Genomic DNA, 26,025 nt, shown 5'->3' with positions numbered 1-26,025 from the left:
AGCAACACTTGTTGGGAGGGCTATATATTGGCAACTCGTGATTCTATGGATGAGCTTTTGGAAAGATGTAATACAGCGATAGGCTATGCAGAAGAACAGTATAAAATTGCTCAAATGCAGGAGCATTATAATATAGAAGAATATACAGATGCACAATTTCAGCTGGAAAATGTATTTAATGACTTGCAAACGATGGATCATAGTGCCAACGCGCAGCAAAGGGATCAATTATACAGAATGAGGCTGCTTATACAGGATAAGCAAAATCAAATGGCCCTACATTTACCATAAAGAGTCTTAGTAATGCATCAAAAAGGGCGATTCTAATGATGAATCGCCCTTTTAATATTATTCTGTTTTAGGTACTCTAAGCTTGCTGGTTTTTAATGGTGCATCATAGAAGTAAGCAGCTGCCATACCAATAACAAGTAAGAAAATTAATACAGGTACTAGCAGGCCAATTCCATTAACATCGACTAGATAGCCTCCTAATAAAGGACCTATCATTCTGCCGCCGGTTGCTGTACTGTTGATAATACCTTGGAAGAAGCCTTCCCGCCCCTTTGGTGCCAGTTTATCTGCAATGGTTGGAACAGCTGGCCATATTAACATTTCCCCTACGGTGAGAATGATCATGGCAGCTAAGAACCCTGCAAACATGTCTGCTTGACCGACGATAAGGAAAGAAATAATAAAAATAACAATACCAATTAACATCTGCATTTTTACAGAAGAACATATTTTCTTCGTAAACAGACTGATGAGAGGCTGACCAAAAACGATTAAGCCGCCGTTAACGGCCCATAGTAAACTGTATTGTGCAAGCGGAATATTTAACTCTTGTGTATGTGTAGAAATGGTCGCTTGCCATTGTACATAACAAATCCAGCACAGCAAATAACCGAAGCCGAGAATAGTAAGGGCATAAAGAGCTGGATTTCGATGTGCTTTCTTTCTTTTTATACCATTGTCTCCTGCCGTTTGCACAATTGGTTGAACTTGGATGTTTTTATAGCTCAATAATGCAATAAAGAAAAATACAACATACATAAATGTATTAGAGATAAAAATCCAAGTGAACGAATAGGAAGCAATTAGCCCGCCAATTGCTGAACCTAATGCAACTCCAGCGTTTTGGGCAACATAAATGCTGTTAAACGCTTTTCTGCCTCCCTCTGGCCAGACATTTCCCGCCATTGCATACATGCTTGGATAAATAATCCCAGATCCAAAGCCTGACAATGTGAAGAAGAAGCAATAAGCTTCCCAAGCATTCCAGACGGACAGCCCTAACAAGGACAAAGCTGTTAACGAAATTCCCAGAAGAATGGAGAGATAGCCTCCTAATTTATCATAAAGCGCGCCGCCAACCAAATTCCCGATTACACTTGCACCAGAATTAAGCATTAAGATAAAACCGGCAACTGTAAGAGATTTTCCGAGGTGGTCGTGGATATATATACTGTTTAATGGCCAAAGCAAAGAAGAGCCGGTGACATTGACAGCCATTCCAATTACTAAAAGCCATAGTGCTCTAGGCATATGTGGTGCTCCTTTACCATTTAATTTGCTACCAGCAATAAGTGTAATGCGATTTTAGAACTCCTGCAATAGAAATAACTCCATCTGCATGAAGGCGGAAAATTAGTTATTTTCTGTTAATTAAAACGGTTACTTTTAACAACTGTGCGAATAAAACAGATAATTTATTGAAAAGTTAGACTATTTAATCTACAGTAGAAATATCATGCTCTTGTATAGAAAGGAATTAAGATTCATGACAAATATTTGTTTAATAAGGCACGGAGAGACAGATTGGAATTCCTTAGGGAAGATTCAAGGCAGAACCGATATTCCATTAAACTCGAACGGAATTAGACAAGCAGAACAATGCCGGGACTATTTGAAGGAAACTAGCTGGGATCTTATCATCACAAGCCCTCTTATTCGGGCAAAGGAAACTGCGGCTATTATAAACGAGTCTCTAAACCTGCCTATAGTAGAAATGGCCGAATTCATTGAAAGAAGCTTTGGGGATGCAGAAGGAAAAACAAAGGAGGAAAGACAGGTCCTTTATCCTGATATGCTTTATCCTAATGCAGAGCCTTACTGGGAATTGGCAGAAAGACTGAAACAGGGCTTGGCAGATATTCTGCAAAGCTACCCACAGCAAAAAGTTCTCCTTGTTGCTCATGGTGCTGTCATTCATACCATTTTAAGAATTCTGTCAAACGAGGAAATTACATTAGACAATACATACTTAACAAATGCTTGTATAAGCAATATTCATTATAAAGACAGTAAATGGGCGATAAAGGACTACAACATCGTCACACATTTGCAAGTTTAATTACGGGAAGGATGAGGAGAAGATGGTTAAGGATTTTGGGGCATTTGCAAAAAAAGAGGTTGTATTAGAACCATTAAATACAGGGGAATTATCAGGCTTAAGCTTTGCAGTTAAGGATGTGTTTGCTATAAAAGGACATCAGTCAACGGCAGGAAATCCAGATTGGCTCAAGACTCACCCTGCTGCAGCAAGTACAGCTTTCTCTCTCAGCCTGTTACTTAATAATGGCGCAAGGCTTGAAGGAACGACGATAACAGATGAACTGATGTATAGTCTTAATGGAGAAAACTTTTATTATGGAACTCCAATCAACCCGAAAGATCCAAAGCGCATTCCTGGCGGCTCATCATGCGGATCAGCAGTCGCAGTAGCAGCGGAATTAACTGATTTTGCAATCGGAACAGATACGGGCGGGTCTGTCCGAATTCCTTCTTCTTATTGTGGAATCTATGGCATCCGTCCAACTCATAATATTGTTGATATGGAAGGAGTCATTCCGTTAGCTAAAAGCTTTGATACTGTCGGTTGGATGGCAAGAGACGCAGAGACATTACGAAAGGTTGGCAACGTATTGATTAAAGAGGAAGGTTCCAGAGAGCCTTTCACTCGTATTTTGATGGCAGATGATGCATGGGAATTGATTGAACCTAATGCAAAAGAGGCATTATTAACGGAGTTGAAAAAATGGCAGACAGCTTCTTTAACACATTCGCAAACGGTATTGGCAAATGAGGGGCTTGCTGACTGGGCAGAGACGTTCAGGATGCTGCAAGGCAGAGAGATTTGGGAGGAGCATGGAAAATGGATTGAAAAGTATAAACCATCCTTCGGTCCTGGCATTGCAGAACGATTTCAATGGGCAAGCACACTAGCTGAAGCTGATATGTCCCCATTTATAAAGAAAAGACGTATGATTCAAGAAAATATGGAAAAACTGCTAAAGGATGATGGCCTTTTAATCATTCCAACATCACCTGGAAAAGCACCTCTGCTCAATCTGTCGGTGGAAGAACTGGAACTGCGCAGAAGCAGGACATTCCAGCTCTGCTGCATTGCTGGGTTAACCGGCTTCCCGCAGGTGAATATCCCTCTTGCAGAAGTAGACGGCGTTCCTGTTGGTGTATCTGTGATTGCTGGCAAAGGTCAGGATAAAAAGCTCCTGCAATTTATTGCGTCACTTGAAGCAAACAAACGGTGACCGAAATCCTTAACGGTGCATATGCTTAACAAGGAGCTGGCGGAGATAGTTCTTGCTTAATAACTTCTTGCATCCGTGAAGAAAATAACATACAATAAACATCATATAGGGCAACAGCTAGGAAAAGGAATAGTAAAGATGCTTTTTTGTTGAAGAGAGCTGGCGGATGGTGCAAGCCAGTCAAAAAAAATCTTGAACTCGCCTTTGAGTTGCAAGTGTGAACTAACAGTAATGCTTGCCGTACACCGCGTTAAGGGATAAATGAAGCGAGTGATTTATTCACTAATTGTGGGTGGTACCGCGGGAGATATACATATATTCCTCTCGTCCCTATTTGGGATGAGGGGATTTTTTGTTTTCTAAGGAAAACAAACCCTGCGAATAGAAAACTAATAGGAGGAAATAAGATGAGCTTTAATCATCAGAACATAGAAAAGAAATGGCAAAGCTATTGGCAACAAAATAAAACGTTTAAAACAAGTGAAGATAAAGGGAAAAAGAAATTCTATGCACTTGACATGTTCCCATATCCATCCGGAGCGGGCCTTCACGTAGGACATCCAGAAGGATATACAGCTACTGATATTCTTTCAAGAATGAAAAGAATGCAGGATTTTAATGTTCTTCATCCAATGGGTTGGGATGCATTTGGATTACCTGCAGAACAATATGCACTTGATACAGGCAACCATCCAGCACTATTCACAGAAAAAAATATTGAAACATTCAGACGTCAAATCAACTCTTTAGGCTTCTCCTATGACTGGGACAGAGAGATTAACACTACAGATCCAGATTATTATAAATGGACACAATGGATTTTCTTACAGCTATTTGAAAAAGGCTTAGCATATGTTGATGAAGTGGCAGTTAACTGGTGCCCTGCTTTAGGAACAGTGCTTGCCAATGAAGAGGTCATTGACGGAAAGAGCGAAAGGGGCGGACATCCTGTTGAAAGACGCCCGATGAGACAATGGATTTTAAAGATTACAGCTTATGCTGACCGTTTGCTTGAAGATTTGGATGAAGTGGATTGGCCGGAAAGCATTAAAGAAATGCAAAGAAACTGGATCGGACGTTCTGAAGGAGCGGAAGTGACTTTCCAAATTGATAACCATGATGAAACATTCACTGTGTTCACGACAAGACCAGACACACTGTTTGGTGCTACTTATGCTGTACTTGCTCCTGAGCATGCGTTAGTTGATAAAATCACAACAGCAGAGCAAAAGGAAGCAGTTGAAGCATATTTAGAGAAAATTAAGAGCAAGAGTGATTTGGAAAGAACGGACCTTGCTAAAGAAAAAACAGGTGTGTTCACAGGAGCTTATGCTGTTAATCCAGTGAATGGCGAAAAAATGCCGATTTGGATTGCAGACTACGTGCTTGTCAGCTATGGAACTGGAAGCATTATGGCAGTTCCTGCACATGATGAAAGAGACTTCGAGTTTGCAAAAACTTTTGATTTGCCAATTAAAGAAGTGGTAGCTGGCGGAAATGTACAGGAAGAAGCCTATACTGGTGATGGAGCGCATGTTAACTCTGACTTCCTTGATGGGCTGCAAAAAGAAGAAGCAATCACTAAGATGATTGCATGGCTTGAAGAGAAAGGCATCGGTACGAAGAAAGTAACCTACAGACTTCGTGACTGGTTATTCAGCCGTCAAAGATACTGGGGTGAACCAATTCCAATTATTCACTGGGAAGATGGCACAATGACAGGTGTCCCTGTGGAAGAATTGCCGCTAACATTGCCTGATACAGCAGAGATTAAACCATCTGGAACTGGTGAATCGCCTTTGGCAAACATCTCTGAGTGGGTTAATGTAGTAGATCCGATTACAGGTAAAAAAGGCAGACGTGAAACAAACACAATGCCGCAATGGGCGGGCAGCAGCTGGTATTATATCCGCTATATCGATCCGAAAAACAGTGAAGCTATTGCAGACCCTGAAAAGCTGAAAGAATGGCTTCCAGTTGATATTTATATCGGTGGTGTAGAGCATGCGGTTCTGCATTTATTGTACGCACGCTTCTGGCACAAGGTATTGTATGATTTAGGCGTTGTACCTACGAAAGAGCCATTCCAAAAGCTGTATAACCAAGGGATGATTCTTGGTGAAAACAATGAAAAAATGAGTAAGTCTAAAGGTAATGTAGTTAATCCGGATGAAATAGTCTCAAGCCATGGTGCTGATACACTTCGCTTGTATGAAATGTTCATGGGACCACTTGATGCAGCAATAGCTTGGTCAACGAACGGACTTGATGGTTCAAGAAGATTCCTTGACCGTATTTGGAGATTGCTTGTGGATGATAATGGCGAGATTTCAAGCAAAGTTCAAGAAATCGATGAAGCGAAGGGTCTAGACAAAATCTACCACCAAACGGTGAAGAAGGTTACAGAGGACTTTGAAGGATTACGCTTTAACACAGCTATTTCCCAAATGATGGTCTTCATTAATGAGTGCTATAAGGCAGATGCGATTCCAAAAGCTTATATTGAAGGCTTTGTGAAGCTTCTTTCCCCAATTTGCCCTCATATTACAGAAGAGCTGTGGGAAAAACTTGGAAGCTCATCAGGTACGATTGCATATGAAGCATGGCCAGCATATGATGAAGCAAAATTGGTAGACGATGAAATCGAAATCGTTATCCAAATCAACGGTAAAGTAAAAACAAAATTGATGGTTCCAGCTGATGCGAATAAAGATGCTCTAGAGCAAATCGCTATGGAAGACAGTCAAGTGAAAGAGCAAATTGACGGGAAAACAGTTAGAAAGATTATTGCTGTTCCAGGAAAATTGGTTAATATTGTAGCTAATTAATACAGAAGTCCAGCCATACTGTGTGGCTGGACTTTTTTTATATAAAAACAGTGGGCATGTGATTTGCATCTTTTTTTTAATTGTTCTATATTACAATGAGTGGAAGTTAACATGATTCGTACTGGTAGAATGGAGGAAACAATAAATGGAAGATATTAAGATAATTACAACAGAAGAATTAGAAGACAAGCTGAAAAAAGGGGAAAAGCTGGAGCTTGTTGATGTTAGGGAAGATGATGAAGTAGCAGAAGGCATGATTCCAGGGGCTAAGCATATTCGCATGAATGATATTCCTGAAAAGCTAGACTACTTCTCAAAAGAGAAAGAATATATTTTTATATGCCGCAGTGGTAAAAGAAGCGAAAACGTCTGCTATTTCCTTGAAGACCGAGGCTACAAGGTTGTTAACATGGTTGGTGGAATGCTTAACTGGAACGGTGAAACTGTTTAATCTAAAAAACCCTTCGCAGCTTGCTGTGAAGGGTTTTTTATTTTCATATTGTCTAAAATGACGATAAATTGGCTATTATTTTAATAGAATATTCTGATCACTTAGGAGTGTGGATGATGATAAAGGTTAAATTATTTGACCAGGAGCATGAAAAAGATCTGGAAATGGAAATGAATAAGTTCCTGGAGAAGCTTGATGAAAAGAAGCTTTTAGATATAAAGTATAATGTTGCAGCATTACAAGAGGGGGAAGAAGAACAGATTTATTGTTTCTCCTCGATGATTATATATAAAAGCTGAACAGTCTATTAAACCGTTCAGCTAACTTTTTACATAAACATATTTTTAGCTTCAAGAGCGGCATTTACACCAGCAAGTCTTCCTGTCACAAACGCACTTGTGATGTTATATCCCCCTGTATATCCATGGATGTCCAATATCTCTCCACAAAAGAAGAGTCCTGGCATTAGCTTTGATTCCATTGTTTTTGGAGAAATCTCTTTAATAGAGACACCTCCGCCTGTAACAAATGCTTTCTCAAGCGGCATTGTACCGTTGACTTTAAAAGAGAATCCTTTGCAAAGAGAGGTGAATTTTTTTAGCTTATCTTGGGAGACAGTAGCTCCTTGTGCTGCAGGATCAATTTCTGCAAGCTCAAGTAAAAACAGTAAATAGCGTTCTGTTAAGAAACCTTTTAAAATGTTTTTCACCGCTTTTTTAGGCTCGTCCTTAACGAGTTTACTTATTTCTTGGAACAGTGGTTCTTCCTTTTTATCAGGAAATGAATCAATCGAAACAGGAATTTCTGCTAAACCGGTTTTCTTCAGCTCTTTGACGACGAACTGGCTGCAGCGCAATACAGCTGGACCGCTGATCCCAAAATGGGTGAAAATCATATCCATCTTATGTGTGATAATAGGTTTTCCTTTTTGGTTTAATACACTCAGCGCAACATCTCTTAAAGACAAACCTTGTAATGTTTTTTCCTTGATAAATGATTCGCTTGAAGTGACAGGTACTTCTGTTGGAAACAGCTCGGTAATAGTATGTCCTGCACTCTCTGCCCAAGCATATCCATCGCCAGTTGAGCCTGTATGGGGCACAGATTTGCCGCCGACAGCAATGATGAGAGACTTCGTGACTGCCTCTTTTCCGTTTTGCATAAAGATTGTCTTAGTGCCGTCTTCATTATAGGATACCTTTTTAACAGGAGTATTTGTCCGGATTTCAACCTTCAGTCTGTCGAGCTCCTGCAATAAGGCATCAACAACAGATTGAGCTTTGTTAGAGACAGGAAACATTCTGCCATGATCCTCTTCCTTTAGAGCAATTCCTAAATTCTCGAAAAAATTAATAATATCTTCATTATTAAAAATCGAAAACCCGCTGTAAAGAAAACGTCCGTTACCTGGAATATGCTTAATAATTTCATCAACAGGAAGCCTGTTTGTGACATTGCATCTGCCGCCTCCTGAAATAGCAAGCTTGCGGCCAAGCTTTTCCCCTTTATCAATTAACAGGACCTTTGAACCAGATTCAGCAGCACCAATCGCTGCCATTAATCCAGAAGGACCGCCGCCAATTACAATTACTTCATATTGCATAGATGAACCTACTTTCTTTTTCCTATATTGAGATCTATTATTATAGACTATTTTCTTCATTTGAAAGCTAAAGTAGCGTTTCTAGTCAAGAAAAGGTAAACTACTAATAGTGTGTATAAAAAATGCTCATTATTACACTTAGTATCATATTCATTTCATGTTAAAATAATTTGTTATGTTAGTTTGCAGCTAAGCTTCATTTAAGGAAGGGATTATATGTCGTCAAAATTGTTGAGAGGTACGTTTATTCTAACACTCGGAACTATGATATCAAAAGCACTGGGATTGTTCTATGTAATCCCGTTTAATATGATTGTCGGAAAAGAAGGAACTATCCTTTATCAATATTCATATGTAGCTTATACGATTGTCATCAGTATTGCAACAGCAGGTATTCCTCTTGCTGTCAGCAAATTCATTTCTAAATATAATGCGATGGGAGAGTACGGTGTCAGCAGGCGGCTTTTTAAGTCAGGGCTTGTTGTGATGACCTGTACCGGATTCGTCTGTTTCCTTGCCATGTATTTCCTCGCACCATTTCTTGCAGAGATTAATATTCCTGAGGATGATCTTAACTCCAGCGTAAAGGATGTTACGACTGTAATTAGGGCAGTAAGCTTTGCTGTTATCGTCGTCCCTGTCATGAGCTTGATTCGCGGTTTCTTCCAGGGACATGAGTCAATGGGACCTTCTGCTGTTTCTCAAGTAGTAGAGCAGATTGTACGAATCGTTTTCATGCTTGGCGGAGCTGCCGCTGTGTTGTATGTACTCAAAGGCGATATTGTAACTGCAGTCAGCATTTCGACATTTGCAGCATTTGTCGGTGCGATTGGCGGACTTGCAGTACTTATCTATTATTGGCTTAAAAGAAAACATCATTTTAACTCCATGCTCCTAGAAGACAGGCAGCAAATTTCGGACATTTCCTTAGGCTCCATGTATAAGGAAATACTTATCTCAGCAGCACCATTTGTTTTCGTTGGAATAGCAAACCCGCTCTTTCAGTTTATCGATACGATTACCTTTAACCGTGCGATGGCTGTTGCAGGTTTAAGTGCCATTTCAGAGACGCAGCTGAATGCATTCAACTATCAGACACATAAGATTGTCATTATTCCAGTTTCCTTGGCAACTGCCTTTTCCATGACACTCGTGCCGATGATAACAAGAGCGTTTGTTAGTGGAGATCAAAAGTCTGTAAACCATAATTTAAATCAAGCATTTCAAATATTATTATTTATTACATTACCGGCAACAATAGGATTATCCGTGCTGGCTGAGCCGGTATATCGTCTGTTTTACGGGACAGTGGATTTAGCTTTAGGAACAGAGGTGCTGCGTTTATATGCACCAGTTGCCATTCTATTTTCTCTGTATGCTGTTACTGCCGCAATCTTGCAAGGTATAAACGAACAGCGCTTTACAGTCTTAAGTCTTTTAGTAGGTTTATTGGTTAAACTGAGTTTAAACATGCCGCTTATTGAAAGATGGGAAGCGAAAGGTGCCATTTTGGCAACAGCATTAGGATATACTGCTGCAATAGTAATTAATATCTTTGTGATAAAAGTTTTTGCGAAGTATCCATTCAGGCTAGTCCTGCGTAGAAGTGTGTTAATCGTTGGTTTTACTTTCCTAATGTTTGTTGGTACGGAAATTATCTACACACTACTCAGGTTATTCTTGGAGCCGAAATCATTAATTTCCTCTCTTCTTATGGTTGGGATTGTCGCGCTGGCTGGAGGGCTGATATACGCTTACCTTGCATACCGCTCTAAGCTTGTTTACATGTTGCTGGGAGAGAGAGCTGAATCAATTAAAAGAAAGCTAAGACTTCCATTTTAAATAGAAGACACATAAATAAAGATGAAACGGATGGCAAGATAAATGAAAAAAATGAGAATTGATAAACTGCTTGCCAATTTAGGATATGGCAGCAGAAAAGATGTAAAGTCGCTGCTGAAAAGCAAGGCAGTTAAGGTCAATGATGAAGTAATTAAAGATGCTAAACAGCAGGTCGACCCCGAGCAAGATGTCATAACATTAAACGGGGAGATAGTGGAATATAAGGAATTTATTTATCTGATGATGAACAAGCCGCCAGGAGTTATTTCAGCGACTGAGGATGCCCGAGAGGAGACAGTTGTTGATTTGCTGGAAATTGAGGATGCTGTCTACAATCCGTTTCCTGTCGGCCGCCTTGATAAGGATACAGAGGGATTATTGCTGCTTACAAATGACGGCAAACTTTCGCACCGGTTGCTTTCACCGAAAAAGCATGTTCCTAAAACATATTTTGCGGTCATAAAAGGAATCGTTACAGACGAAGATATAGAATCCTTTAAAAAAGGTGTTACCCTTGATGACGGTTATGTAACCAAACCTGGGCACCTTGTTATCTTGAAGGCTGGCGAAACCTCTGATATTGAGCTTACGATTTCAGAAGGCAAATTTCATCAAGTTAAAAGAATGTTTGAGAGTGTAGGAAAGAAGGTCATTTATCTGAAGCGAATTTCGATGGGACCGCTTGCGCTTGACGAAACATTGGAGCTTGGGGAATACAGAGAGCTCACTGATGAGGAGATACAACTTCTTCAAGATTATGAAGTAAATTAAAACATGCAGCATAAAAAAACGCCAAACCAATTTTGGCGTTTTTTTATATTGCATGTAAATATGCAGTATATTATCAATAATCAATCTACGGTTTAAGACGTCATTTTCACTTTTTTTCTAGTTGTTGTCCATTTTCCACGACTTGGACTTTTCACCAAATCGTTATAAGCTAAAACATTCAAATCTCTTTGAATCGTTCGAGGAGTAATACCAAATTCCTCCACTAGCTCTTGTGTTGTTACTGTTCCACGCTTACTAATAAACATGTAGACGGATTTGATACGGTTTAACATCCGGTTAGTTGAAGGTTTCAATAAACCACTCCCTATCCTTTTTTCAAACCTTTGGCAAATTCCTGCGACCGACAGCTTATTTGAAGATTTATTCTTCAAGCGTATGTAATTTTCTTCTTTACAGACAACTCCTTTTCAAATGGCTATAGTGAACAAAAATGAACTTCTATAAATATTGTATCCCTATTTACTTTTTAATTCTACATTATTTGCTCAAATTTACAAAATATTTGATTATTAATGTATAAATATACCACCCCCTGGTTTTTTCCTTACCATATCATATGGTACAAACTATTAACTTTATGATAACAAATTGCATGAAGTACAATAAAAATGTTTATTAACACCTTTTTTTCCATTATAATCAAAAACGATAAACATTTTTGGAGGATATGTGATTGGAAAACATAAGAAAAGATCAGCTAGTTCATCCTAGAGAGAACATTTATTTTGTACTCGTGCTGCTTGTAAGTATCGGCACACTTATTTTATTGCTTTTTTCGGTTATTGGTATTATTATCTATGCAGCAATAATTGCTGTCATGCTGTTTTTACATGCACTTTCGATGGCTGGCATTAGGAGAAATGGAGTTAAACTGGGAGAAGATCAATTTCCTGAGCTTTATGCAAAGGCGGTTGGTATCGCCAAAGATCTTGAGCTGAGCAAGCTCCCAGATATATATATACTGGAATCAGAGGGTATCCTTAACGCATTTGCGACCAAGTTTGTGCGCAGGAATATGGTAGTGTTGTATTCAAGTATTTTTGAAATGGTTGACAGAGGTGCGGAAAAAGAAGTCATGTTCATCATGGCTCATGAATTTACCCATTTGAAACGTAAACATGTTCATTACGGTTTTTTCCTGTTGCCGGCATTGTATATTCCTTTCCTGGGAAATGCTTATTTACGTGCATGCGAATATACCTGTGACAGAACAGCAGCCTATTATGTTCAATCATTTACTGCAGCAAAGAATGCCTTGACCATGCTTGGGATTGGTACAACCTTATACAATAAAGTGAATAAACAGGCATATATGGAGCAATTGGAAAAAGAGAGCGGCTTTTTCGTATGGTTCAATGAAAAGCTGTCTACACATCCTCATTTGCCTAAAAGAGTTTATGCAATTGAGTCCTTTTATAATGAAATTGACCTAAAGCCATTAAAGGAATCGAAGAGAGGCATGTGGGTAGGTATTTCCGTATTTGTAGCTGGTGTTATTATTTTCATCGGGTTAGTTAGCGCTGCAGTTGCTGGAATAACATCCTTCATTCAACATTCTGATTTTGCTGAATTCATAAAATCTGGTGGAACAGAGTTTTCATACCCAGAAGATGAAGATTTATATTATGACGGTTATTATACGGAGCTTCATGAAGCAGCATATCAAAATGATATAGATACAGTGAAAACGCTGCTTGATAGTGGGGCAGATCCAAATTCTCAAGATGAAGACGGAATGACACCGCTTATGTATGCAGTTTATCAAGGTGCAGATATGGAGCTTATTCAGCTTTTAATTGATAATGGATCAGATATAAACATAGTAGATGCGTACGGCTATACAGCCTATGATTATGCGACAGAAAGTAATTATCAAGACATTTTAGATTTGTTTGATAGTTATATATATCAATAAGAGACAAGCGGCTGATACATCAGCCGCTTGTTGTTATTTTTTATAAGGTGCAATAGTCCTGCAAAAATCGCCGATGACTGCCAACCATATTTGCAGGCAACTTCTCTAAATCAAAAAATTGCAGTTGAAAGGCCTCTTCCTTGTTAACTTTCATTTGGCCGCTGTACTTCCTCGTATAATAAGCTGCTGTAACGGAGTAGAAGGGATCTCCGTTTGCTGCAACTGTATAATACTCTTTTCCAGAATAGATGTTTAATAGCTTTAGCTCCTCTACCTGCAAGCCAGTTTCTTCCCAAACCTCTCGTTTAGCTGTTTCTTCTGTACTCTCTGCCAATTCCATTAAACCGCCAGGCAGCCCCCATACTTTATGAGGATGTGTTCTTTCCTGCAAGAGCACTCTTTTGTCCGCATCCTCCATAATAACAACAGCACCAACGAGTATTAACGGCATCTTGCCAACCTTTTGCCGCAGCTCCTTAATATATTCCATAACGCCAACCCTTTCAGAACCTTTTTTTAATATTTTACAGGAAGAAGCGTAAAACCGAAAATTTTTGAATGTCTTATGATTCCTTTATGTGTGGGAATGATAAGAAAAGCAACCAAAAACAGACAAAATCAATACAGGGCTTGTCTTTTATTGATAAGAATTGGTGGGATTATGGTAAAATACTTTTATATATTCTAAAAAACATAAGAATAAAGCTAAAGCAAGATATTCTGCAAAGGAAAAACATATTGGAATATTAGGTTAAGGAGGCTGGTTTAGTGAAAGCACTGGATTGGTTAAAAGAAGTACATATTCGTAAAGATGATTTCATCCAAGATTTACAAGGCTTACTTCAAATAAAAAGTGTGCTGGATGAAGAAAATGCAACAGAAGATGCTCCGTTTGGACAAGGTGTTAAAGAAGCCTTGACCTTTATGCTGGAGCTTGGCAAAAGAGACGGGTTTGAAGAAAAGAATGTTAAGAACGTAGCAGGACATGTGAAGTTTGGAGCTGGTGATGAAAGCATTGGAATCCTTTGTCATGTTGATGTTGTTCCAGAAGGAGACGGCTGGTCAAGTGATCCTTACAGCGCAGAAATTCGCGATGGGAAAATATTCGCAAGAGGTGCCTTGGATGATAAAGGTCCTACGATGGCAGCTTATTATGCCATGAAAATAATTAAAGAATTGGATTTGCCTTTAACAAAGGAAGTTAAAATGATTATTGGAACAGATGAAGAGAGTGATTGGAGATGCGTTACAACGTACTTCCAAGAAGAACCAATGCCAACGATGGGATTTGCACCTGATGCGGATTTTCCGATCATTTATGCGGAAAAAGGAATATCTGATTTTGATATGGTTCAGTCTTTGGACGAGATGGCCCAGTATGAGTCTGGAAAAGTGGGCATAGTTTCTTTTTCTTCTGGAAGAAGATACAATATGGTCCCAGATTTTGCGGAAGCGAGGCTGCATGTTCTATCAGATCAGACGGAAATCATTCAGCGCTTCCAGGAATATTTAAGCAGGGACAATTTAACAGGTCAATATACAGTAGATGCAGGTGAACTAGTATTAGAGCTTGAAGGTGTTTCCGCACATGGAATGGAGCCGAATAATGGGGTAAATGCCGGTCTTAAGCTTGCGTCCTTTCTAGCTGATTTGCCACTTGATGAAAAGGCAGCGAATTACTTTCAGTTTGTTAACGGTTACTTCAAAGATGACTCAAGAGGTCAAAAATTAGGAGTAGCTTATAACGATGATATCACGGGAGACTTAACATTGAATGTAGGCATCCTGCAATATAATCAACAAGTCGGCGGCAAAATAGGATTAACATGCCGTTATCCGGTCACAAATGAAATGGAAAAGACAAAGGCTGTGTTAGATAAATTGCTTGCTGGCCATGGATTTGTGATTGAGAATTTTACAGACTCCAAGCCTCATCATGTCAACAAGGATTCTGAGCTGATTCAAACATTAAGCAAGGTTTATTTAGAACAGACAGGTGAAGAGCCGAAACTGATTTCAATCGGCGGCGGAACATACGCAAGATCTCTGGAAAATGGCGTTGCCTTTGGCCCTCTGTTTCCAGGCAGAGATGATATTGCTCATCAGAAGGATGAATACATGTTTATCGAGGATTTGCTTAAAGCAACAGCAATTTATGCCCAAGCTATATATGAGCTAGCAAAATAAATATTACTAACATGGTTAAGGGGGAGAGAAAATGAGTATTGTATGGATGAATGGAGCTTTTATTGATAGATCTGAAGCAAAGGTTGATATTGAGGACAGAGGTTATCAGTTTGGTGACGGTATATATGAAGTGATAAGAGTTTATAATGGAAAGCTGTTTACTGCAAATGAGCATCTCGAACGCTTGCTTGGCAGCGGTGACAAGCTGAGTATCAAGATAGAGTATACTGTCGAAGAACTCAAGCTGTTAATGGAACAGCTTGTAGAAAAGAACAAACTGGAAACAGGAATCATCTATATGCAGGTCACAAGAGGCACCAGTTCGAGGAACCATGCATTCCCTGCAGAAGATACTCCTCCGACTTATATAGCTTATACGAAAGAGGTTAGTATTCCTTATGAGCAGCTTGATAACGGTGTGGAAGCCATTACGGTAGAAGATATCCGCTGGTCGAGATGTGATATTAAGAGTTTGAATTTGCTTGGCAATGTGATTGCCAAGCAGAAAGCGACGGAAGCTGGCTGCTATGAAAGCATTCAATATCGGGAACTGACAGTTACAGAAGGAAGCTCCTCTAATATATGGATTATGAAGGATAACAGTGTGAAAACACATGAAGCCAACCAATTTATTTTAAATGGAATTACAAGACAGAAGATCATTCAGTTATGTAAGGAAAACGAAATAGAGGTAGTAGAAGAAGCCTTTACAATCGAGGACCTGATAGATGCTGATGAGGTATTTCTATCGAGTACAACAGCTGAAGTGATGCCGATTATATCCATAAACAATGTGCCTGTTGGCAACGGTGAAATAGGTCCTGTTACGAGAAACTTGCAGAAACTGTTTAAGGATGCAATTGAAAGTGAATGTGGACAATTAGTTTAATATGTTCTGTGAAAATGAGAAGAGTCCCTCTATCTATAAGAGGGACTCTTCTTAATCTAGTGCAAATACATCTGTTGATAAGTATCTCTCACCAGTATCGCATACAATAAAGACGACGACATCATCAGCGGACAATTGTTTTGCTGCTTGGACGGCAGCATAGCAGGCTGCACCAGAGGATGGTCCTGCCAGTATTCCTTCTTCAAGTGCAAGTCTTCTTGTATACTCATATGCAGCTTCATCTGTTACTAAGTGGATTTGATCATAAACATTCTGGTTTAATATATCTGGAATAAAGCCAGGGCTTGTGCCGACAAGTTTATGCTTTCCAGGAGCACCGCCAGACAGAACTGGAGATCCAGCTGGTTCTGCGACATGGACGCGTATATTTGGAAATACCTCTTTTAGTACCTCGCCAGTTCCAGTTATTGTTCCACCAGTCCCTGCTGTTGCTACGAATGCAGCCAAAGACTTATTCAGTTCAGCCATTGCTTTAATAATTTCTGGAGCAGTTGTTTTCCGGTGCGCTTCAGGATTATGGCTGTTGCTGAATTGCATGGGTACAAAAGAGTTTGGAATTTCGTCCTTCAGCTCCAATGCTTTTTTTATACTTCCAGGCATTTTTTCGTCACCTGGTGTCAGCACAACCTCAGCTCCATATGCTTTTAAAATATTGATTCTTTCCTTTGTCATCGTGTCTGGCATAACAAGCATGGCGCGATAGCCTTTAGCAGCTGCATTCATTGCCAAGCCGATGCCTGTGTTGCCGCTTGTTGGTTCAATTATAGTGGAACCAGGAACAAGCTTTCCTGCCTTTTCTGCGGCTTCAATCATATTGAATGCCGCCCTGTCTTTTACACTTCTGCTAGGATTAAAATATTCCAGTTTTGCGTAAATGACAGCACCATTTTTATCACCAATAGAGTTCAAACGAACTAATGGAGTGTCACCAATAAGCTCAGATACGGATCCATACAATTTCATTGTTATTTCCTACTTTCTTTTTACTAAATATGAATAAAATCTCACATAGATGGTGATTGCTGATAAGGTACAAGAATGTCCTTGTCTTCTATTTCTTTCAATTAAAGTGAGATTCATGAAGATTAAGATTAAAAACAAGGGAAAAGGATATATAATAACAATATATTCTTTACATAAAAGGACTTTTTGCGAATGTTTAATAGTATTATAGCTATAATTGCCCATAAAAGAAAAATAATTTACCTTTAATAGGATAAACAAGAAAAGGATGCTTTTATGAACACGAATACACATTATTTTATTGCGATAGGTTTGCCGGAAGCTGTCCGGCTAGAAGTAGAGGCTGTAAGGGGTAAGCTTAAAGAAGCATTTCCTTTTAAAAAATGGGTGCATCCGCAAGACTACCATATTACTTTAGCTTTTTTGGGAGCAGCAACGGAAGAACAAAAGAGCGAACTTATCACTATTCTAAATGAAGATAGTTACGATATAGACCATTTTACGTTGAATATCGACAAATTAGGAGTATTCGGCAGTCAGGACAGTCCACGGATTTTCTGGTTAGGATTGGAGAATCATCCATCGCTGCACCAGTTAAGAGAGAATATATATATTAAGTGCAAAAAGGCAGGCTTTACTTTAGAGACTAGGCCCTATCATCCGCATATTACGATTGCAAGGAAATGGGCAGGAACAGAGAGATTTCGCCAGAACATGCTGAATTCCCAAAACCCATTCAGTGATGCGAAACCTTCCTTTCAAGTAGAGCAATTTTCTTTATTTCAGACACATTTAAATAAAGAACCAAAATATGAAGCAATATATACAAAAAAATTTATTTAATAGAAAAGTACAGGTTTTTTTAGGGGGAAAAGCTTTGGCACAATTAATTAAGCTAAAAGACTATATATCACGTTACCAACAAAATATACTGCTGTATCCGTCCCGTTATGTCCGCTTAAAAAAGCAGAAATGGGAAGGTGTTAAAAAGGCATTTGATACACAAGACATGAAAATATTCTACGAGGATAATGAAAGTTTAGACGATATAACAGAGGAAAAGGAATCTCTTTTTCTAAAAATCAGAGGAATGATGAATAAAAAGCCGAAGGAAGAAGAGCTCCTTTTATTTCCGGCAGCTGTTAAAGAAGAAGACAAAGAAGAGCAAATATTTTCCTTTGATTATAAAGCCAATGCTCTTAATGAGCCTCAATCAGAAGAACAATTGAAGCTGCAATTTTTAAATCAGCTTTTTCGTTTTCAGCTGAAATGGGCTAGTTCTACTCTTACAGAAAAATCAACTGTTAAGAAGGCGTTTTATTATGATGAGCACTTGAAATATTTTTTGCAACGATTTCCTGATACATATTTAGTGCTATACAAACCAGTTTTCTTATTAAAAAATGCTCCTATTGATCTGGAAGTCATGATGGTGACACCAACTGCTGTGTGGTGCATCACTATCCTAGAAGAGGAAGATTCCGCTGTTTACCTAGGTTCAAATGAAAAATTTTGGGTAAAGAAATATAATGACAAAGAAAAAAAGACGTTAAGCCCGTTGATTGCTTTAAACAGGACAGAAAAAATTGTCCGCGGAATTCTCGACAGGCATGATGTTGCACTGCCTATTCAAAAGGCTATCCTGACAAGGAATGGCTATATTGATTATCCAACGATACCATATGATTTAAAGATTATTGAAAAAAGAAATTATGATGAGTGGTTCCGTATGATGAGAACCCAGCAATCACCTATCAAGGCTATCCAGCTGAAAGCGGCAGAAAGTCTGCTGCAATATTGTTTAACAACTTCTGTTCGAAGATATGATTGGGATGCTCCAGAGGAGGAGGAATCATAAACGAATAGTGTTTAGGTAACAAGAGAAGGAGTGGGGAATGATGCTATCTATTAAAAGGGACTATTATGCTTATTTAGATGAGCTGTCTGTTATTACTATACTGCTGCCTTATATGTATCATGGCGGTGAAGCGGATGCCTTTACAGTACAGGGAGAATACTCTGTACCATTAACCATTAAGAAAAAGGAAACGATGCAGCAATATGTTAAATATACTTGCATCTCTTCTGAATTGCTGGATGCAGGCAAAAGCTATACCATTATTGATAACCACAATGGCAGCACTGATTTGCAGATTGGTGCAGTCATAAGAACGAAAGAGTTTGATATGCGTTATTTTTATGAAGGTCCGTTAGGTGTGCAATACAGCGCTGAGAAAAGCCATTTTTTCTTATGGGCTCCAACAGCTCAACAAGTAAAGCTCGTTCTTCAAGATCCTATACATTCTGAGCGGCGTATGGAAATCCCGATGGCAAGACAAGAAAAGGGTGTGTGGACAGCTGAGGTAGAGCAGGATGTAGACGGCTTTCACTATACTTATTTAGTTCTTATTAATCTTGAGTGGAGAGAAGCGGTTGATCCGTATGCAGTTGCTGTTAGCGTCAATGGTGAAAAGGGTGTCATCGTTGATTTAGGAAAAACAAAAACGGTGAAACCTAAACTGCCAGCACTTGCCTCCCCTGTTGACAGCATTATTTATGAAACCCATATCCGTGACTTTACTATCCATCCGAACAGTGGAGCAGATAAGAAAGGGACGTACTTAGGTGCTGCCCAGCTGAACACGAAAACCCCAACTGGAGAATGGACCGGACTTTCGTATGTGAAAGAACTCGGCGTGACTCATCTTGAACTTCTGCCTGTCCATGATTTCGAAGAAGTGGATGAATTAAATGTTTTTAAACGATATAACTGGGGTTATAATCCATCACATTTCAATGTCCCTGAAGGCAGTTATTCAACAAATCCGACTGACCCATACGCAAGGATTAAAGAATTAAAACAGCTTATCCAAGCAATTCATGAGCAAGGAATAAGGGTCATTATGGATGTTGTTTATAACCATGTGTACAAAAAAGAAGACTCGCCGTTTGAGAAGATTCTCCCAGGCTACTTCTTCCGCTATGACATTCACGGAATGCCTTCTAACGGTACAGGTGTAGGCAATGATATTGCCTCTGAGCGTCTGATGGTAAGAAGATATATTCTGGACTCCGTTCGCTTCTGGCTGGAGGAATACCAGATTGACGGCTTCCGTTTTGATTTGATGGGCATATTGGATGTAGAGACAATGCAGGGGGTTCGGGAGATTTGTGACAGTAAAGATCCGTCTATTTTAACCTTTGGAGAGGGGTGGAATCTGCAGACACCTCTACCAGATGATCTCAAGGCGATAATTAGCAATCAACATAAAATGCCTCGAATCGGCCAGTTCAATGATCAATTCCGCGATCAAATAAAGGGAAGTACATTTGATTTGGAACATACAGGCTTTGCATTAGGGAATGGGAGTCAGCCAGCAGTGCATGAGCTTCTCTCTGGCAGCATTGGATTAGCAGAACAAAACGCAGGAATATTTACAGAGCCGAATCAGACAATCAATTATGTAGAATCGCATGATAACCATACGCTTTGGGATAAAATTGAGGCGTGCTTTCCTGACTTGGAGATGAGCTTGAAACGTAAAAAACATCGACTTGCCACATCCATCGTCTTACTCAGCCAAGGCATACCATTTCTTCACAGCGGTCAGGAGTTTTTCCGAACGAAATACGGTGTAGAAAACAGCTATAAATCGCCTGATGAAATTAACAGACTTGACTGGGATAGAAGAGATACATTTCTTGATAATGTCCAATTTATAAAAGACCTTATATCTTTGCGCAAATCAACCGCTGCACTGCGGCTGACAAGCGCTGAAGCTATTAGAAAGCATGTCACTATTCAATCACATTCCCCTTTATTCGTAGAATACAAACTGAACAATATTGAAGACTATGGTGATTGGGAAACACTTATTATCTATATCAACGCTGATGACGATTCACAAAGGGCAGCTGTCGAAGAAGGAAATTGGAAGCTGCTGTTAAAGGGAGAAGAAGTGTATCTCCATGAACTTCCTGATGTGGAAAAAACCATCGATATAAACCCGATTGGCATAACAATTATTGGAAAGCGAAAAGAGACAAACTGAATAGGCAGAAATTTAATTTTTGAAAAATAATATTATATTGCAGATAGACTTGACTAAAAAACCAAATAAGAGATAATATTTAATGTGATAGCTATTGTTGTCAGTTACTGATTGTAATAGCTCTCTTTTTTTATAACAATAAATTATTCTTGATACATTGATTTTTTTCATTAGCATAGTATGTTTTTTGGGGTACTATGTCCTTTTCTATTTATGATGATTAATATTGCACTTAAATGCGTAGAACGCTAAGAATAAAGAGTTTTTTATTAGTTAGAACGAATCAATCTGTTTGTTCTTCCTACAAGGGATAAAAAAGGTTCAAACAAGAATGACTCATCCTAAAATCATGGAGCAATATATATAGTAGGTGAACAATGTTGGAACATTTATTAGGACAAGATTGGGAAATAACCCCTGCAGGCGGGGAAACAGGCGAGGCCTTTTTCGCCCAGAATAATGGCCAGAAGCTGTTTCTGAAAAGAAACTCTTCGCCTTTTTTAGCTGTTTTGTCTGCAGAAGGAATTGTCCCAAAACTTGTTTGGACAAAAAGATTTGAAAACGGAGATGTATTTACTGCGCAGCAGTGGCTTATCGGCAGGGAATTCAGCCAATCTGATATGACAGATGACAGGGTTGTGATGCTGCTGAAAAAAATCCATACATCTAAACCGTTATTGGAAATGCTGAAAAGGCTTGGAAAAACAACCTTGATGCCAAATATGATCCTTGCTGTTATTAAAGCAGAACTGGATGAAGAACTGACGGGGAATACAACCATCACGAATTCAATTGCCTTTTTAGAACAGAATCTTCCATCGATAAAAACGGAGGAAGAAGTTGTCTGCCATTGTGATGTAAATCATAACAACTGGCTGCTATCAGAAGACAACCAGTTGTATTTAATCGATTGGGATGGCGCAATGATTGCAGATCCGGCAATCGATTTAGGAATGCTTCTTCACTGGTATATCCCAAAATCAGATTGGAAAGAATGGCTTGAAAAATATGGATTTGAGCTGACTGACAACCTGATGCTGCGCATGAAGTGGTATGTGGTAGCCCAAACCCTAAATTCTATCCAATGGTATAAAAAGAAATCCCGCTATCATGAGATGGAAAAGTGGATACAATTCCTAAATGACCAGGATTTAGCCTGAAAAGTCATTTATTCCATCGACCCATTGGGACAGCTGCTCTTGAGAGGATTGGATATGATTGTTTAAATTGTTTGCCTGAATTCCTCTTTGGCTGTACTGGCTTATTTCTTCTAAAATCGGAAGAATGTTTTGGTCGATATTGCCATTGACCTTTAAGGAAGTAACAAGACGTTCAAGTTGTTCACATTCAGAAACAGAACCACAGCAGTCCTCTTGATGGTTGTTTAAAATATCCTTTAGTATACCTAATTGATGTTCATGTGTAATTGGCATCTAGTTGCACCCTTTCTTCAGGTCTCTTTTATAAAAAATGGTCAAATACCAGTAAAGGAATTCACTAATAGGTTGTGAATTCTTTTTTTTCTTTATACGATATTTGCATTTGTAAAATTACCCTGTATTTTTTGACATAATTGTAGCGTGTTATGGAAAAGAAAAGAGTATTGCATGATAGCCGCAAGAATGGTATTGTTTGTTGATGGATATATACGTAAAGAAGGAGTGTCACAATGCGATTAAGACATAAACCGTGGGCAAAGGACAAGCTGCTGGCATATCCCCAATATGCAGTGCAGCATCCGGAGGAATGGAAAGGAAAATGGGATCAAGCTTTCAGCGTTAAAGGACCCATTCATATAGAGGTAGGTACAGGAAAAGGCAGATTTATTACAGAGATGGCAAAAGCTAATCCAGATATTAACTATATCGGGATTGAACTGCAAGAAAGTGTCATCGTTTCCGCTTTAGACAGAGTGATTGAGGCGGAAATTCCGAATCTAAAGCTGATGAATCTCGATGCATCTAAGCTGACTGACTATTTCCTTAAAGGGGAAGTAGAGCGCGTTTATTTGAATTTCTCTGATCCATGGCCAAAAACTAGACATGAGAAGAGAAGGCTAACTTATAAGAATTTCCTAAAGTCATATGAGGAAGTCCTTATCCCGAACGGTGAAATTCACTTTAAGACAGATAACCAAGGGTTATTTGAATATTCTCTTCGCAGCTTCTCTGAGTATGGCATGCTGCTGAAGTATGTCAGCCTTGATCTTCATAACAGCGATTATGAAGGTAATATAATGACTGAATATGAAGAGAAATTCTCTGAGCGTGGCAGCAGAATTTACCGCAGTGAAACCCAATTCAGATGATAAGACAAAGAGACTAATGCTAAAGCTAGTCTCTTTTTTTGTTGTCTAAAGAAAAATCAACTATAATTTTGGTAAGAATAATGATTAGGAGGCTAGCTTGAATGAACAGTTTAAAGATTGGTGAAATTACGGTGACATGGCTAAATGGTGGTGTTACAAAAATGGATGGTGGTGCTATTTTTGGTGTTGTACCAAAGCCATTATGGTCCAAAAAGTATGAGTGCAATGAGGTAAATCAAGTAACACTTCCTTCAGACCCGATGTTTCTTGAGTGGGATGGAAAACGAATACTGATTGATGCAGGAATTGGAAATGGGAAGCTTACGAAAAAGCAAATGCGCAATTATGGTGTTGATGAAGAATCTTTTCTTGAAAGAGATTTACAAGCACTAGGGGTTTCTCCAACAGAAATTGATTATGTGCTGATGACACATATGCATTTTGATCATGCTTGCGGACTATCTAAGTTAGAAAATGACAAATTGGTGTCTATTTTTCCGAATGCAGAAATCATTACTTCAGAAACGGAGTGGCAGGAAATGAAAAACCCGAATATCCGCTCTAGAAATACATATTGGGAACAAAATTGGCAGCCGATTGAAGCACAAGTCAAAACCTTTGAAACAGAATGGAGCATGGGTCCGTTAAAGCTTATTCATACGGGAGGCCATAGTGATGGTCATTCTATTCTTCTTATCGAAGACGGAGGCGAGACAGCCATCCATATGGCAGATTTATTGCCAACACATGCACATCAAAATGTTCTGTGGGTGACAGCATATGATGATTACCCGATGACATCCATATCAGAAAAACAAAAATGGTTTAAATGGGGAGCAGACAAAAATGCCTGGTTTACATTTTATCATGATGCATTATACCGAAGTGTTAAATGGAATGAAGCAGGAGAAATAACAGAAGCAATAAAGCGGGATTAGTAAAAATGTCCATTGCAAGTATCGCAATGGACTTATGTATCTTTAAAGCTCATATATATCAAGCAAATTTCCTGTTTTGCTGTCTGCTAGAAATTCGAAAGACTCATTTTTGCCATCATTATCTCTCGTGATTCCACCGCGATAAATGAGCTGTGTTGTACCGGCTGTTTCATAGGGTTCTTTTTGCATGTTGATCCAGCTGCCTGTAATAGGTCCTTGCTCTTTAAAAACAGCCTTAACTATTTTTAGAACGCGGTCACTTGACAGGGAATAATTTCTGGAAACAGCTTCCTTTACTGCATAGCTTGCTGCAAATCCTACAGCTGCTCCTGCAACTATCGTTTTCCAGTTCATGATTTTAGCTCCTTTCTTTCGTTCTTATTATAGCCAAAATATTAGAGATAAGTGAAATAAAACCAAAAAAACCAGTAATAAACCTATTTTGGTTATATTAATAATAATCTATTTAGCGAGCAATATGTTTAATGGTGGCAAGGAAATTAATATTTCGATAAAATAAATATATACATAATTTTTAAAAAAAGAGGAGCAATACGATGAATGAGCAAACATTGGAATTATTCCGTACACTGACTGAGCTACGCGGTGTTGCAGGAAATGAGCATGAAGTACGTGATTTTATGCGTAAGGAGCTTGCCCTTTACAGCGATGAAATCATTCAAGACAATCTTGGCAGCATTTTTGGTGTGAAAAAAGGAAGTACTGATGGTCCTAAAGTAATGGTTGCAGGACATATGGATGAAGTTGGCTTTATGGTTACTTCTATCACAGAAAACGGAATGCTGCGTTTTCAGCCGCTGGGAGGTTGGTGGAGCCAAGTCTTGCTTGCCCAGAGAGTTCAGGTAATGACAGACAACGGTCCAGTTATCGGTGTAATAGCTTCAATTCCTCCACATTTACTTGATGACGCACAGCGTAATAAACCGATGGATATTAAAAACATGCTTATTGATATCGGTGCTGACGACAAAGCAGATGCTGTTTCAATCGGCATCAAGCCAGGGCAGCCTATTGTTCCAATTTGTCCTTTTACTCCAATGGCTAATAAAAAGAAAATTATGGCCAAGGCTTGGGATAACCGCTATGGCTGCGGTCTTGCAATTGAGCTGCTGAAGGAGCTGCAAGGAGAAGTGCTGCCAAATACTTTGTATTCTGGTGCAACTGTTCAAGAAGAGGTTGGCTTGCGCGGCGCGCAAACAGCTGCCAATATGATTCAGCCAGATATTTTTTATGCATTAGACGCGAGTCCTGCAAATGATACTTCTGGTGATAAAAACCAGTTTGGCCAATTAGGTAAAGGTGCTTTGCTTCGCATCTACGATCGGACAATGGTAACGCATAGAGGCATGAGAGAATTTATCCTCGATACAGCTGAAAGCAATAATATTGCGTATCAATACTTCATCTCCCCTGGCGGTACAGATGCAGGAAGAGTGCATACAGCAAATGATGGAGTGCCTAGTGCTGTAATCGGCATCTGCTCACGATATATCCATACAAGTGCATCCATCATTCATATTGATGACTATGCAGCTGCAAAGGAACTGGTTGTGAAGCTTGTAAAAGCGACAGATAAAGCAATGGTGGATTCAATTAAAGCAAATGTATGAGGAGAGTAACAAGAGGCAGACAATTAGACTGTCTCTTTTTCCATGAAGAAAAAGGTT

The 26,025-nt window shown here is 39.1% G+C and carries 25 protein-coding genes and 1 other annotated feature; of the genes, 18 read left to right on the top strand and 7 right to left on the bottom strand.

Going from position 1 to position 26,025, the window contains the following annotated elements; all coding sequences use genetic code 11:
• The first annotated feature begins 27 nt into the window (after positions 1–27).
• The gene (locus tag L8T27_RS15145; protein ID WP_233317621.1) at positions 28–291 is read left to right on the top strand and encodes a YtzC family protein; all 264 of its coding nucleotides are present in this window, start codon (positions 28–30) and stop codon (positions 289–291) included.
• Between the two features lie 57 nt (positions 292–348).
• Here L8T27_RS15145 and L8T27_RS15140 read toward each other — a convergent pair whose 3' ends face one another.
• Complete coding sequence (locus tag L8T27_RS15140; RefSeq protein WP_237941818.1) at positions 349–1,542, bottom strand: MDR family MFS transporter; 1,194 nt, start codon at positions 1,540–1,542, stop codon at positions 349–351.
• A 235-nt stretch (positions 1,543–1,777) separates the two neighbouring features.
• Between L8T27_RS15140 and L8T27_RS15135 the strand changes: the two genes are divergently transcribed.
• From L8T27_RS15135 to L8T27_RS15115, 5 genes are all read left to right on the top strand, one after another.
• Positions 1,778–2,350 (top strand): histidine phosphatase family protein, encoded by a 573-nt coding sequence (locus L8T27_RS15135; RefSeq protein ID WP_237941817.1) that lies wholly within the window; start codon positions 1,778–1,780, stop codon positions 2,348–2,350.
• A gap of 22 nt (positions 2,351–2,372) precedes the next feature.
• Positions 2,373–3,548: an amidase gene (locus tag L8T27_RS15130; protein WP_233317627.1), complete on the top strand. Its 1,176-nt coding sequence runs from the start codon at positions 2,373–2,375 to the stop codon at positions 3,546–3,548.
• A 110-nt stretch (positions 3,549–3,658) separates the two neighbouring features.
• Positions 3,659–3,883, top strand: a binding site (T-box leader).
• A gap of 72 nt (positions 3,884–3,955) precedes the next feature.
• Entirely contained in the window at positions 3,956–6,376 is a 2,421-nt protein-coding gene (gene leuS, locus L8T27_RS15125; protein WP_237941816.1) for a leucine--tRNA ligase, read from the top strand.
• A gap of 145 nt (positions 6,377–6,521) precedes the next feature.
• Entirely contained in the window at positions 6,522–6,827 is a 306-nt protein-coding gene (locus tag L8T27_RS15120; RefSeq protein ID WP_233317631.1) for a rhodanese-like domain-containing protein, read from the top strand.
• Between the two features lie 116 nt (positions 6,828–6,943).
• Complete coding sequence (locus L8T27_RS15115) at positions 6,944–7,126, top strand: sporulation protein Cse60 (protein ID WP_233317723.1); 183 nt, start codon at positions 6,944–6,946, stop codon at positions 7,124–7,126.
• A gap of 29 nt (positions 7,127–7,155) precedes the next feature.
• Here L8T27_RS15115 and L8T27_RS15110 read toward each other — a convergent pair whose 3' ends face one another.
• The gene (locus tag L8T27_RS15110; protein ID WP_233317633.1) at positions 7,156–8,430 is read right to left on the bottom strand and encodes a BaiN/RdsA family NAD(P)/FAD-dependent oxidoreductase; all 1,275 of its coding nucleotides are present in this window, start codon (positions 8,428–8,430) and stop codon (positions 7,156–7,158) included.
• 216 nt (positions 8,431–8,646) lie between these two features.
• Here L8T27_RS15110 and L8T27_RS15105 point away from each other — a divergent pair, with 216 nt between their 5' ends.
• Entirely contained in the window at positions 8,647–10,272 is a 1,626-nt protein-coding gene (locus L8T27_RS15105) for a putative polysaccharide biosynthesis protein (RefSeq protein ID WP_233317636.1), read from the top strand.
• Positions 10,273–10,323: 51 nt separating this feature from the next.
• Complete coding sequence (locus L8T27_RS15100; protein WP_233317725.1) at positions 10,324–11,043, top strand: pseudouridine synthase; 720 nt, start codon at positions 10,324–10,326, stop codon at positions 11,041–11,043.
• Positions 11,044–11,135: 92 nt separating this feature from the next.
• Here the strand turns inward: L8T27_RS15100 and L8T27_RS15095 are convergent, their stop codons facing one another.
• On the bottom strand, positions 11,136–11,357 hold the full coding sequence (locus L8T27_RS15095) for a DeoR family transcriptional regulator (protein WP_127736905.1): 222 nt from the start codon (positions 11,355–11,357) through the stop codon (positions 11,136–11,138).
• Positions 11,358–11,737: 380 nt separating this feature from the next.
• Here L8T27_RS15095 and L8T27_RS15090 point away from each other — a divergent pair, with 380 nt between their 5' ends.
• Positions 11,738–12,979 (top strand): M48 family metallopeptidase, encoded by a 1,242-nt coding sequence (locus L8T27_RS15090; RefSeq protein WP_233317638.1) that lies wholly within the window; start codon positions 11,738–11,740, stop codon positions 12,977–12,979.
• 40 nt (positions 12,980–13,019) lie between these two features.
• Here L8T27_RS15090 and L8T27_RS15085 read toward each other — a convergent pair whose 3' ends face one another.
• Entirely contained in the window at positions 13,020–13,469 is a 450-nt protein-coding gene (locus L8T27_RS15085) for an NUDIX hydrolase (protein ID WP_233317641.1), read from the bottom strand.
• Between the two features lie 278 nt (positions 13,470–13,747).
• Between L8T27_RS15085 and pepV the strand changes: the two genes are divergently transcribed.
• Together pepV and dat are read left to right on the top strand one after the other, a co-directional pair.
• A complete protein-coding gene (gene pepV, locus L8T27_RS15080) occupies positions 13,748–15,166 on the top strand; it encodes a dipeptidase PepV (protein ID WP_233317643.1) in 1,419 nt (472 codons plus the stop codon).
• 31 nt (positions 15,167–15,197) lie between these two features.
• Positions 15,198–16,055 carry a D-amino-acid transaminase gene (dat, locus tag L8T27_RS15075; protein WP_233317645.1) on the top strand — a complete coding sequence of 286 codons (858 nt, stop codon included), beginning with the start codon at positions 15,198–15,200 and terminating at the stop codon, positions 16,053–16,055.
• Positions 16,056–16,106: 51 nt separating this feature from the next.
• Here dat and cysK read toward each other — a convergent pair whose 3' ends face one another.
• Positions 16,107–17,039, bottom strand: coding sequence for a cysteine synthase A (gene cysK / locus L8T27_RS15070; protein ID WP_237941815.1), 933 nt, complete (start codon positions 17,037–17,039; stop codon positions 16,107–16,109).
• A 276-nt stretch (positions 17,040–17,315) separates the two neighbouring features.
• Between cysK and thpR the strand changes: the two genes are divergently transcribed.
• The 4 genes from thpR (at position 17,316) to L8T27_RS15050 (ending at position 22,251) form a co-directional block, all read left to right on the top strand.
• Positions 17,316–17,882, top strand: a complete 567-nt coding sequence (gene thpR, locus L8T27_RS15065; RefSeq protein ID WP_233317649.1) for an RNA 2',3'-cyclic phosphodiesterase — start codon at positions 17,316–17,318, stop codon at positions 17,880–17,882.
• 34 nt (positions 17,883–17,916) lie between these two features.
• Positions 17,917–18,897: an NERD domain-containing protein gene (locus L8T27_RS15060; RefSeq protein WP_233317651.1), complete on the top strand. Its 981-nt coding sequence runs from the start codon at positions 17,917–17,919 to the stop codon at positions 18,895–18,897.
• A gap of 40 nt (positions 18,898–18,937) precedes the next feature.
• Positions 18,938–21,091, top strand: coding sequence for a type I pullulanase (gene pulA / locus L8T27_RS15055; RefSeq protein WP_442780530.1), 2,154 nt, complete (start codon positions 18,938–18,940; stop codon positions 21,089–21,091).
• Positions 21,092–21,471: 380 nt separating this feature from the next.
• A complete protein-coding gene (locus tag L8T27_RS15050) occupies positions 21,472–22,251 on the top strand; it encodes a phosphotransferase family protein (RefSeq protein WP_233317727.1) in 780 nt (259 codons plus the stop codon).
• Here L8T27_RS15050 and L8T27_RS15045 read toward each other — a convergent pair.
• Complete coding sequence (locus tag L8T27_RS15045) at positions 22,243–22,524, bottom strand: YtzH-like family protein (RefSeq protein WP_233317654.1); 282 nt, start codon at positions 22,522–22,524, stop codon at positions 22,243–22,245. The genes L8T27_RS15050 and L8T27_RS15045 overlap by 9 nt on opposite strands.
• A gap of 236 nt (positions 22,525–22,760) precedes the next feature.
• On the opposite strand from L8T27_RS15045, the gene trmB reads away from it, so the two are divergent.
• Positions 22,761–23,399: a tRNA (guanosine(46)-N7)-methyltransferase TrmB gene (gene trmB, locus L8T27_RS15040; protein ID WP_233317656.1), complete on the top strand. Its 639-nt coding sequence runs from the start codon at positions 22,761–22,763 to the stop codon at positions 23,397–23,399.
• A 101-nt stretch (positions 23,400–23,500) separates the two neighbouring features.
• Positions 23,501–24,337: a YtnP family quorum-quenching lactonase gene (locus L8T27_RS15035; protein WP_237941814.1), complete on the top strand. Its 837-nt coding sequence runs from the start codon at positions 23,501–23,503 to the stop codon at positions 24,335–24,337.
• Between the two features lie 42 nt (positions 24,338–24,379).
• Here the strand turns inward: L8T27_RS15035 and L8T27_RS15030 are convergent, their stop codons facing one another.
• Entirely contained in the window at positions 24,380–24,691 is a 312-nt protein-coding gene (locus tag L8T27_RS15030; RefSeq protein WP_233317677.1) for a PepSY domain-containing protein, read from the bottom strand.
• Positions 24,692–24,894: 203 nt separating this feature from the next.
• Between L8T27_RS15030 and L8T27_RS15025 the strand changes: the two genes are divergently transcribed.
• Entirely contained in the window at positions 24,895–25,968 is a 1,074-nt protein-coding gene (locus L8T27_RS15025; RefSeq protein ID WP_233317678.1) for a M42 family metallopeptidase, read from the top strand.
• The last annotated feature ends 57 nt before the right edge of the window (positions 25,969–26,025 follow it).

Source organism: Niallia sp. Man26, from assembly GCF_022049065.2.
Lineage (GTDB): Bacteria > Bacillota > Bacilli > Bacillales > Cytobacillaceae > Niallia.
This window is presented reverse-complemented; position numbering and strand designations above follow the sequence as displayed.

Excerpts from the sequence above, each read along its gene's own strand:
- L8T27_RS15140 (WP_237941818.1), bottom strand. The coding sequence starts at position 1,542 with ATGCCTAGAGCACTATGGCTTTTAGTAATTGGAATGGCTGTCAATGTC.
- L8T27_RS15135 (WP_237941817.1), top strand. The coding sequence starts at position 1,778 with ATGACAAATATTTGTTTAATAAGGCACGGAGAGACAGATTGGAATTCC.
- L8T27_RS15130 (WP_233317627.1), top strand. The coding sequence starts at position 2,373 with ATGGTTAAGGATTTTGGGGCATTTGCAAAAAAAGAGGTTGTATTAGAA.
- leuS (WP_237941816.1), top strand. The coding sequence starts at position 3,956 with ATGAGCTTTAATCATCAGAACATAGAAAAGAAATGGCAAAGCTATTGG.
- L8T27_RS15120 (WP_233317631.1), top strand. The coding sequence starts at position 6,522 with ATGGAAGATATTAAGATAATTACAACAGAAGAATTAGAAGACAAGCTG.
- L8T27_RS15115 (WP_233317723.1), top strand. The coding sequence starts at position 6,944 with ATGATAAAGGTTAAATTATTTGACCAGGAGCATGAAAAAGATCTGGAA.
- L8T27_RS15110 (WP_233317633.1), bottom strand. The coding sequence starts at position 8,430 with ATGCAATATGAAGTAATTGTAATTGGCGGCGGTCCTTCTGGATTAATG.
- L8T27_RS15105 (WP_233317636.1), top strand. The coding sequence starts at position 8,647 with ATGTCGTCAAAATTGTTGAGAGGTACGTTTATTCTAACACTCGGAACT.
- L8T27_RS15100 (WP_233317725.1), top strand. The coding sequence starts at position 10,324 with ATGAGAATTGATAAACTGCTTGCCAATTTAGGATATGGCAGCAGAAAA.
- L8T27_RS15085 (WP_233317641.1), bottom strand. The coding sequence starts at position 13,469 with ATGGAATATATTAAGGAGCTGCGGCAAAAGGTTGGCAAGATGCCGTTA.
- dat (WP_233317645.1), top strand. The coding sequence starts at position 15,198 with ATGAGTATTGTATGGATGAATGGAGCTTTTATTGATAGATCTGAAGCA.
- cysK (WP_237941815.1), bottom strand. The coding sequence starts at position 17,039 with ATGAAATTGTATGGATCCGTATCTGAGCTTATTGGTGACACTCCATTA.
- thpR (WP_233317649.1), top strand. The coding sequence starts at position 17,316 with ATGAACACGAATACACATTATTTTATTGCGATAGGTTTGCCGGAAGCT.
- pulA (WP_442780530.1), top strand. The coding sequence starts at position 18,938 with ATGCTATCTATTAAAAGGGACTATTATGCTTATTTAGATGAGCTGTCT.
- L8T27_RS15045 (WP_233317654.1), bottom strand. The coding sequence starts at position 22,524 with ATGCCAATTACACATGAACATCAATTAGGTATACTAAAGGATATTTTA.
- trmB (WP_233317656.1), top strand. The coding sequence starts at position 22,761 with ATGCGATTAAGACATAAACCGTGGGCAAAGGACAAGCTGCTGGCATAT.
- L8T27_RS15035 (WP_237941814.1), top strand. The coding sequence starts at position 23,501 with ATGAACAGTTTAAAGATTGGTGAAATTACGGTGACATGGCTAAATGGT.
- L8T27_RS15030 (WP_233317677.1), bottom strand. The coding sequence starts at position 24,691 with ATGAACTGGAAAACGATAGTTGCAGGAGCAGCTGTAGGATTTGCAGCA.
- L8T27_RS15025 (WP_233317678.1), top strand. The coding sequence starts at position 24,895 with ATGAATGAGCAAACATTGGAATTATTCCGTACACTGACTGAGCTACGC.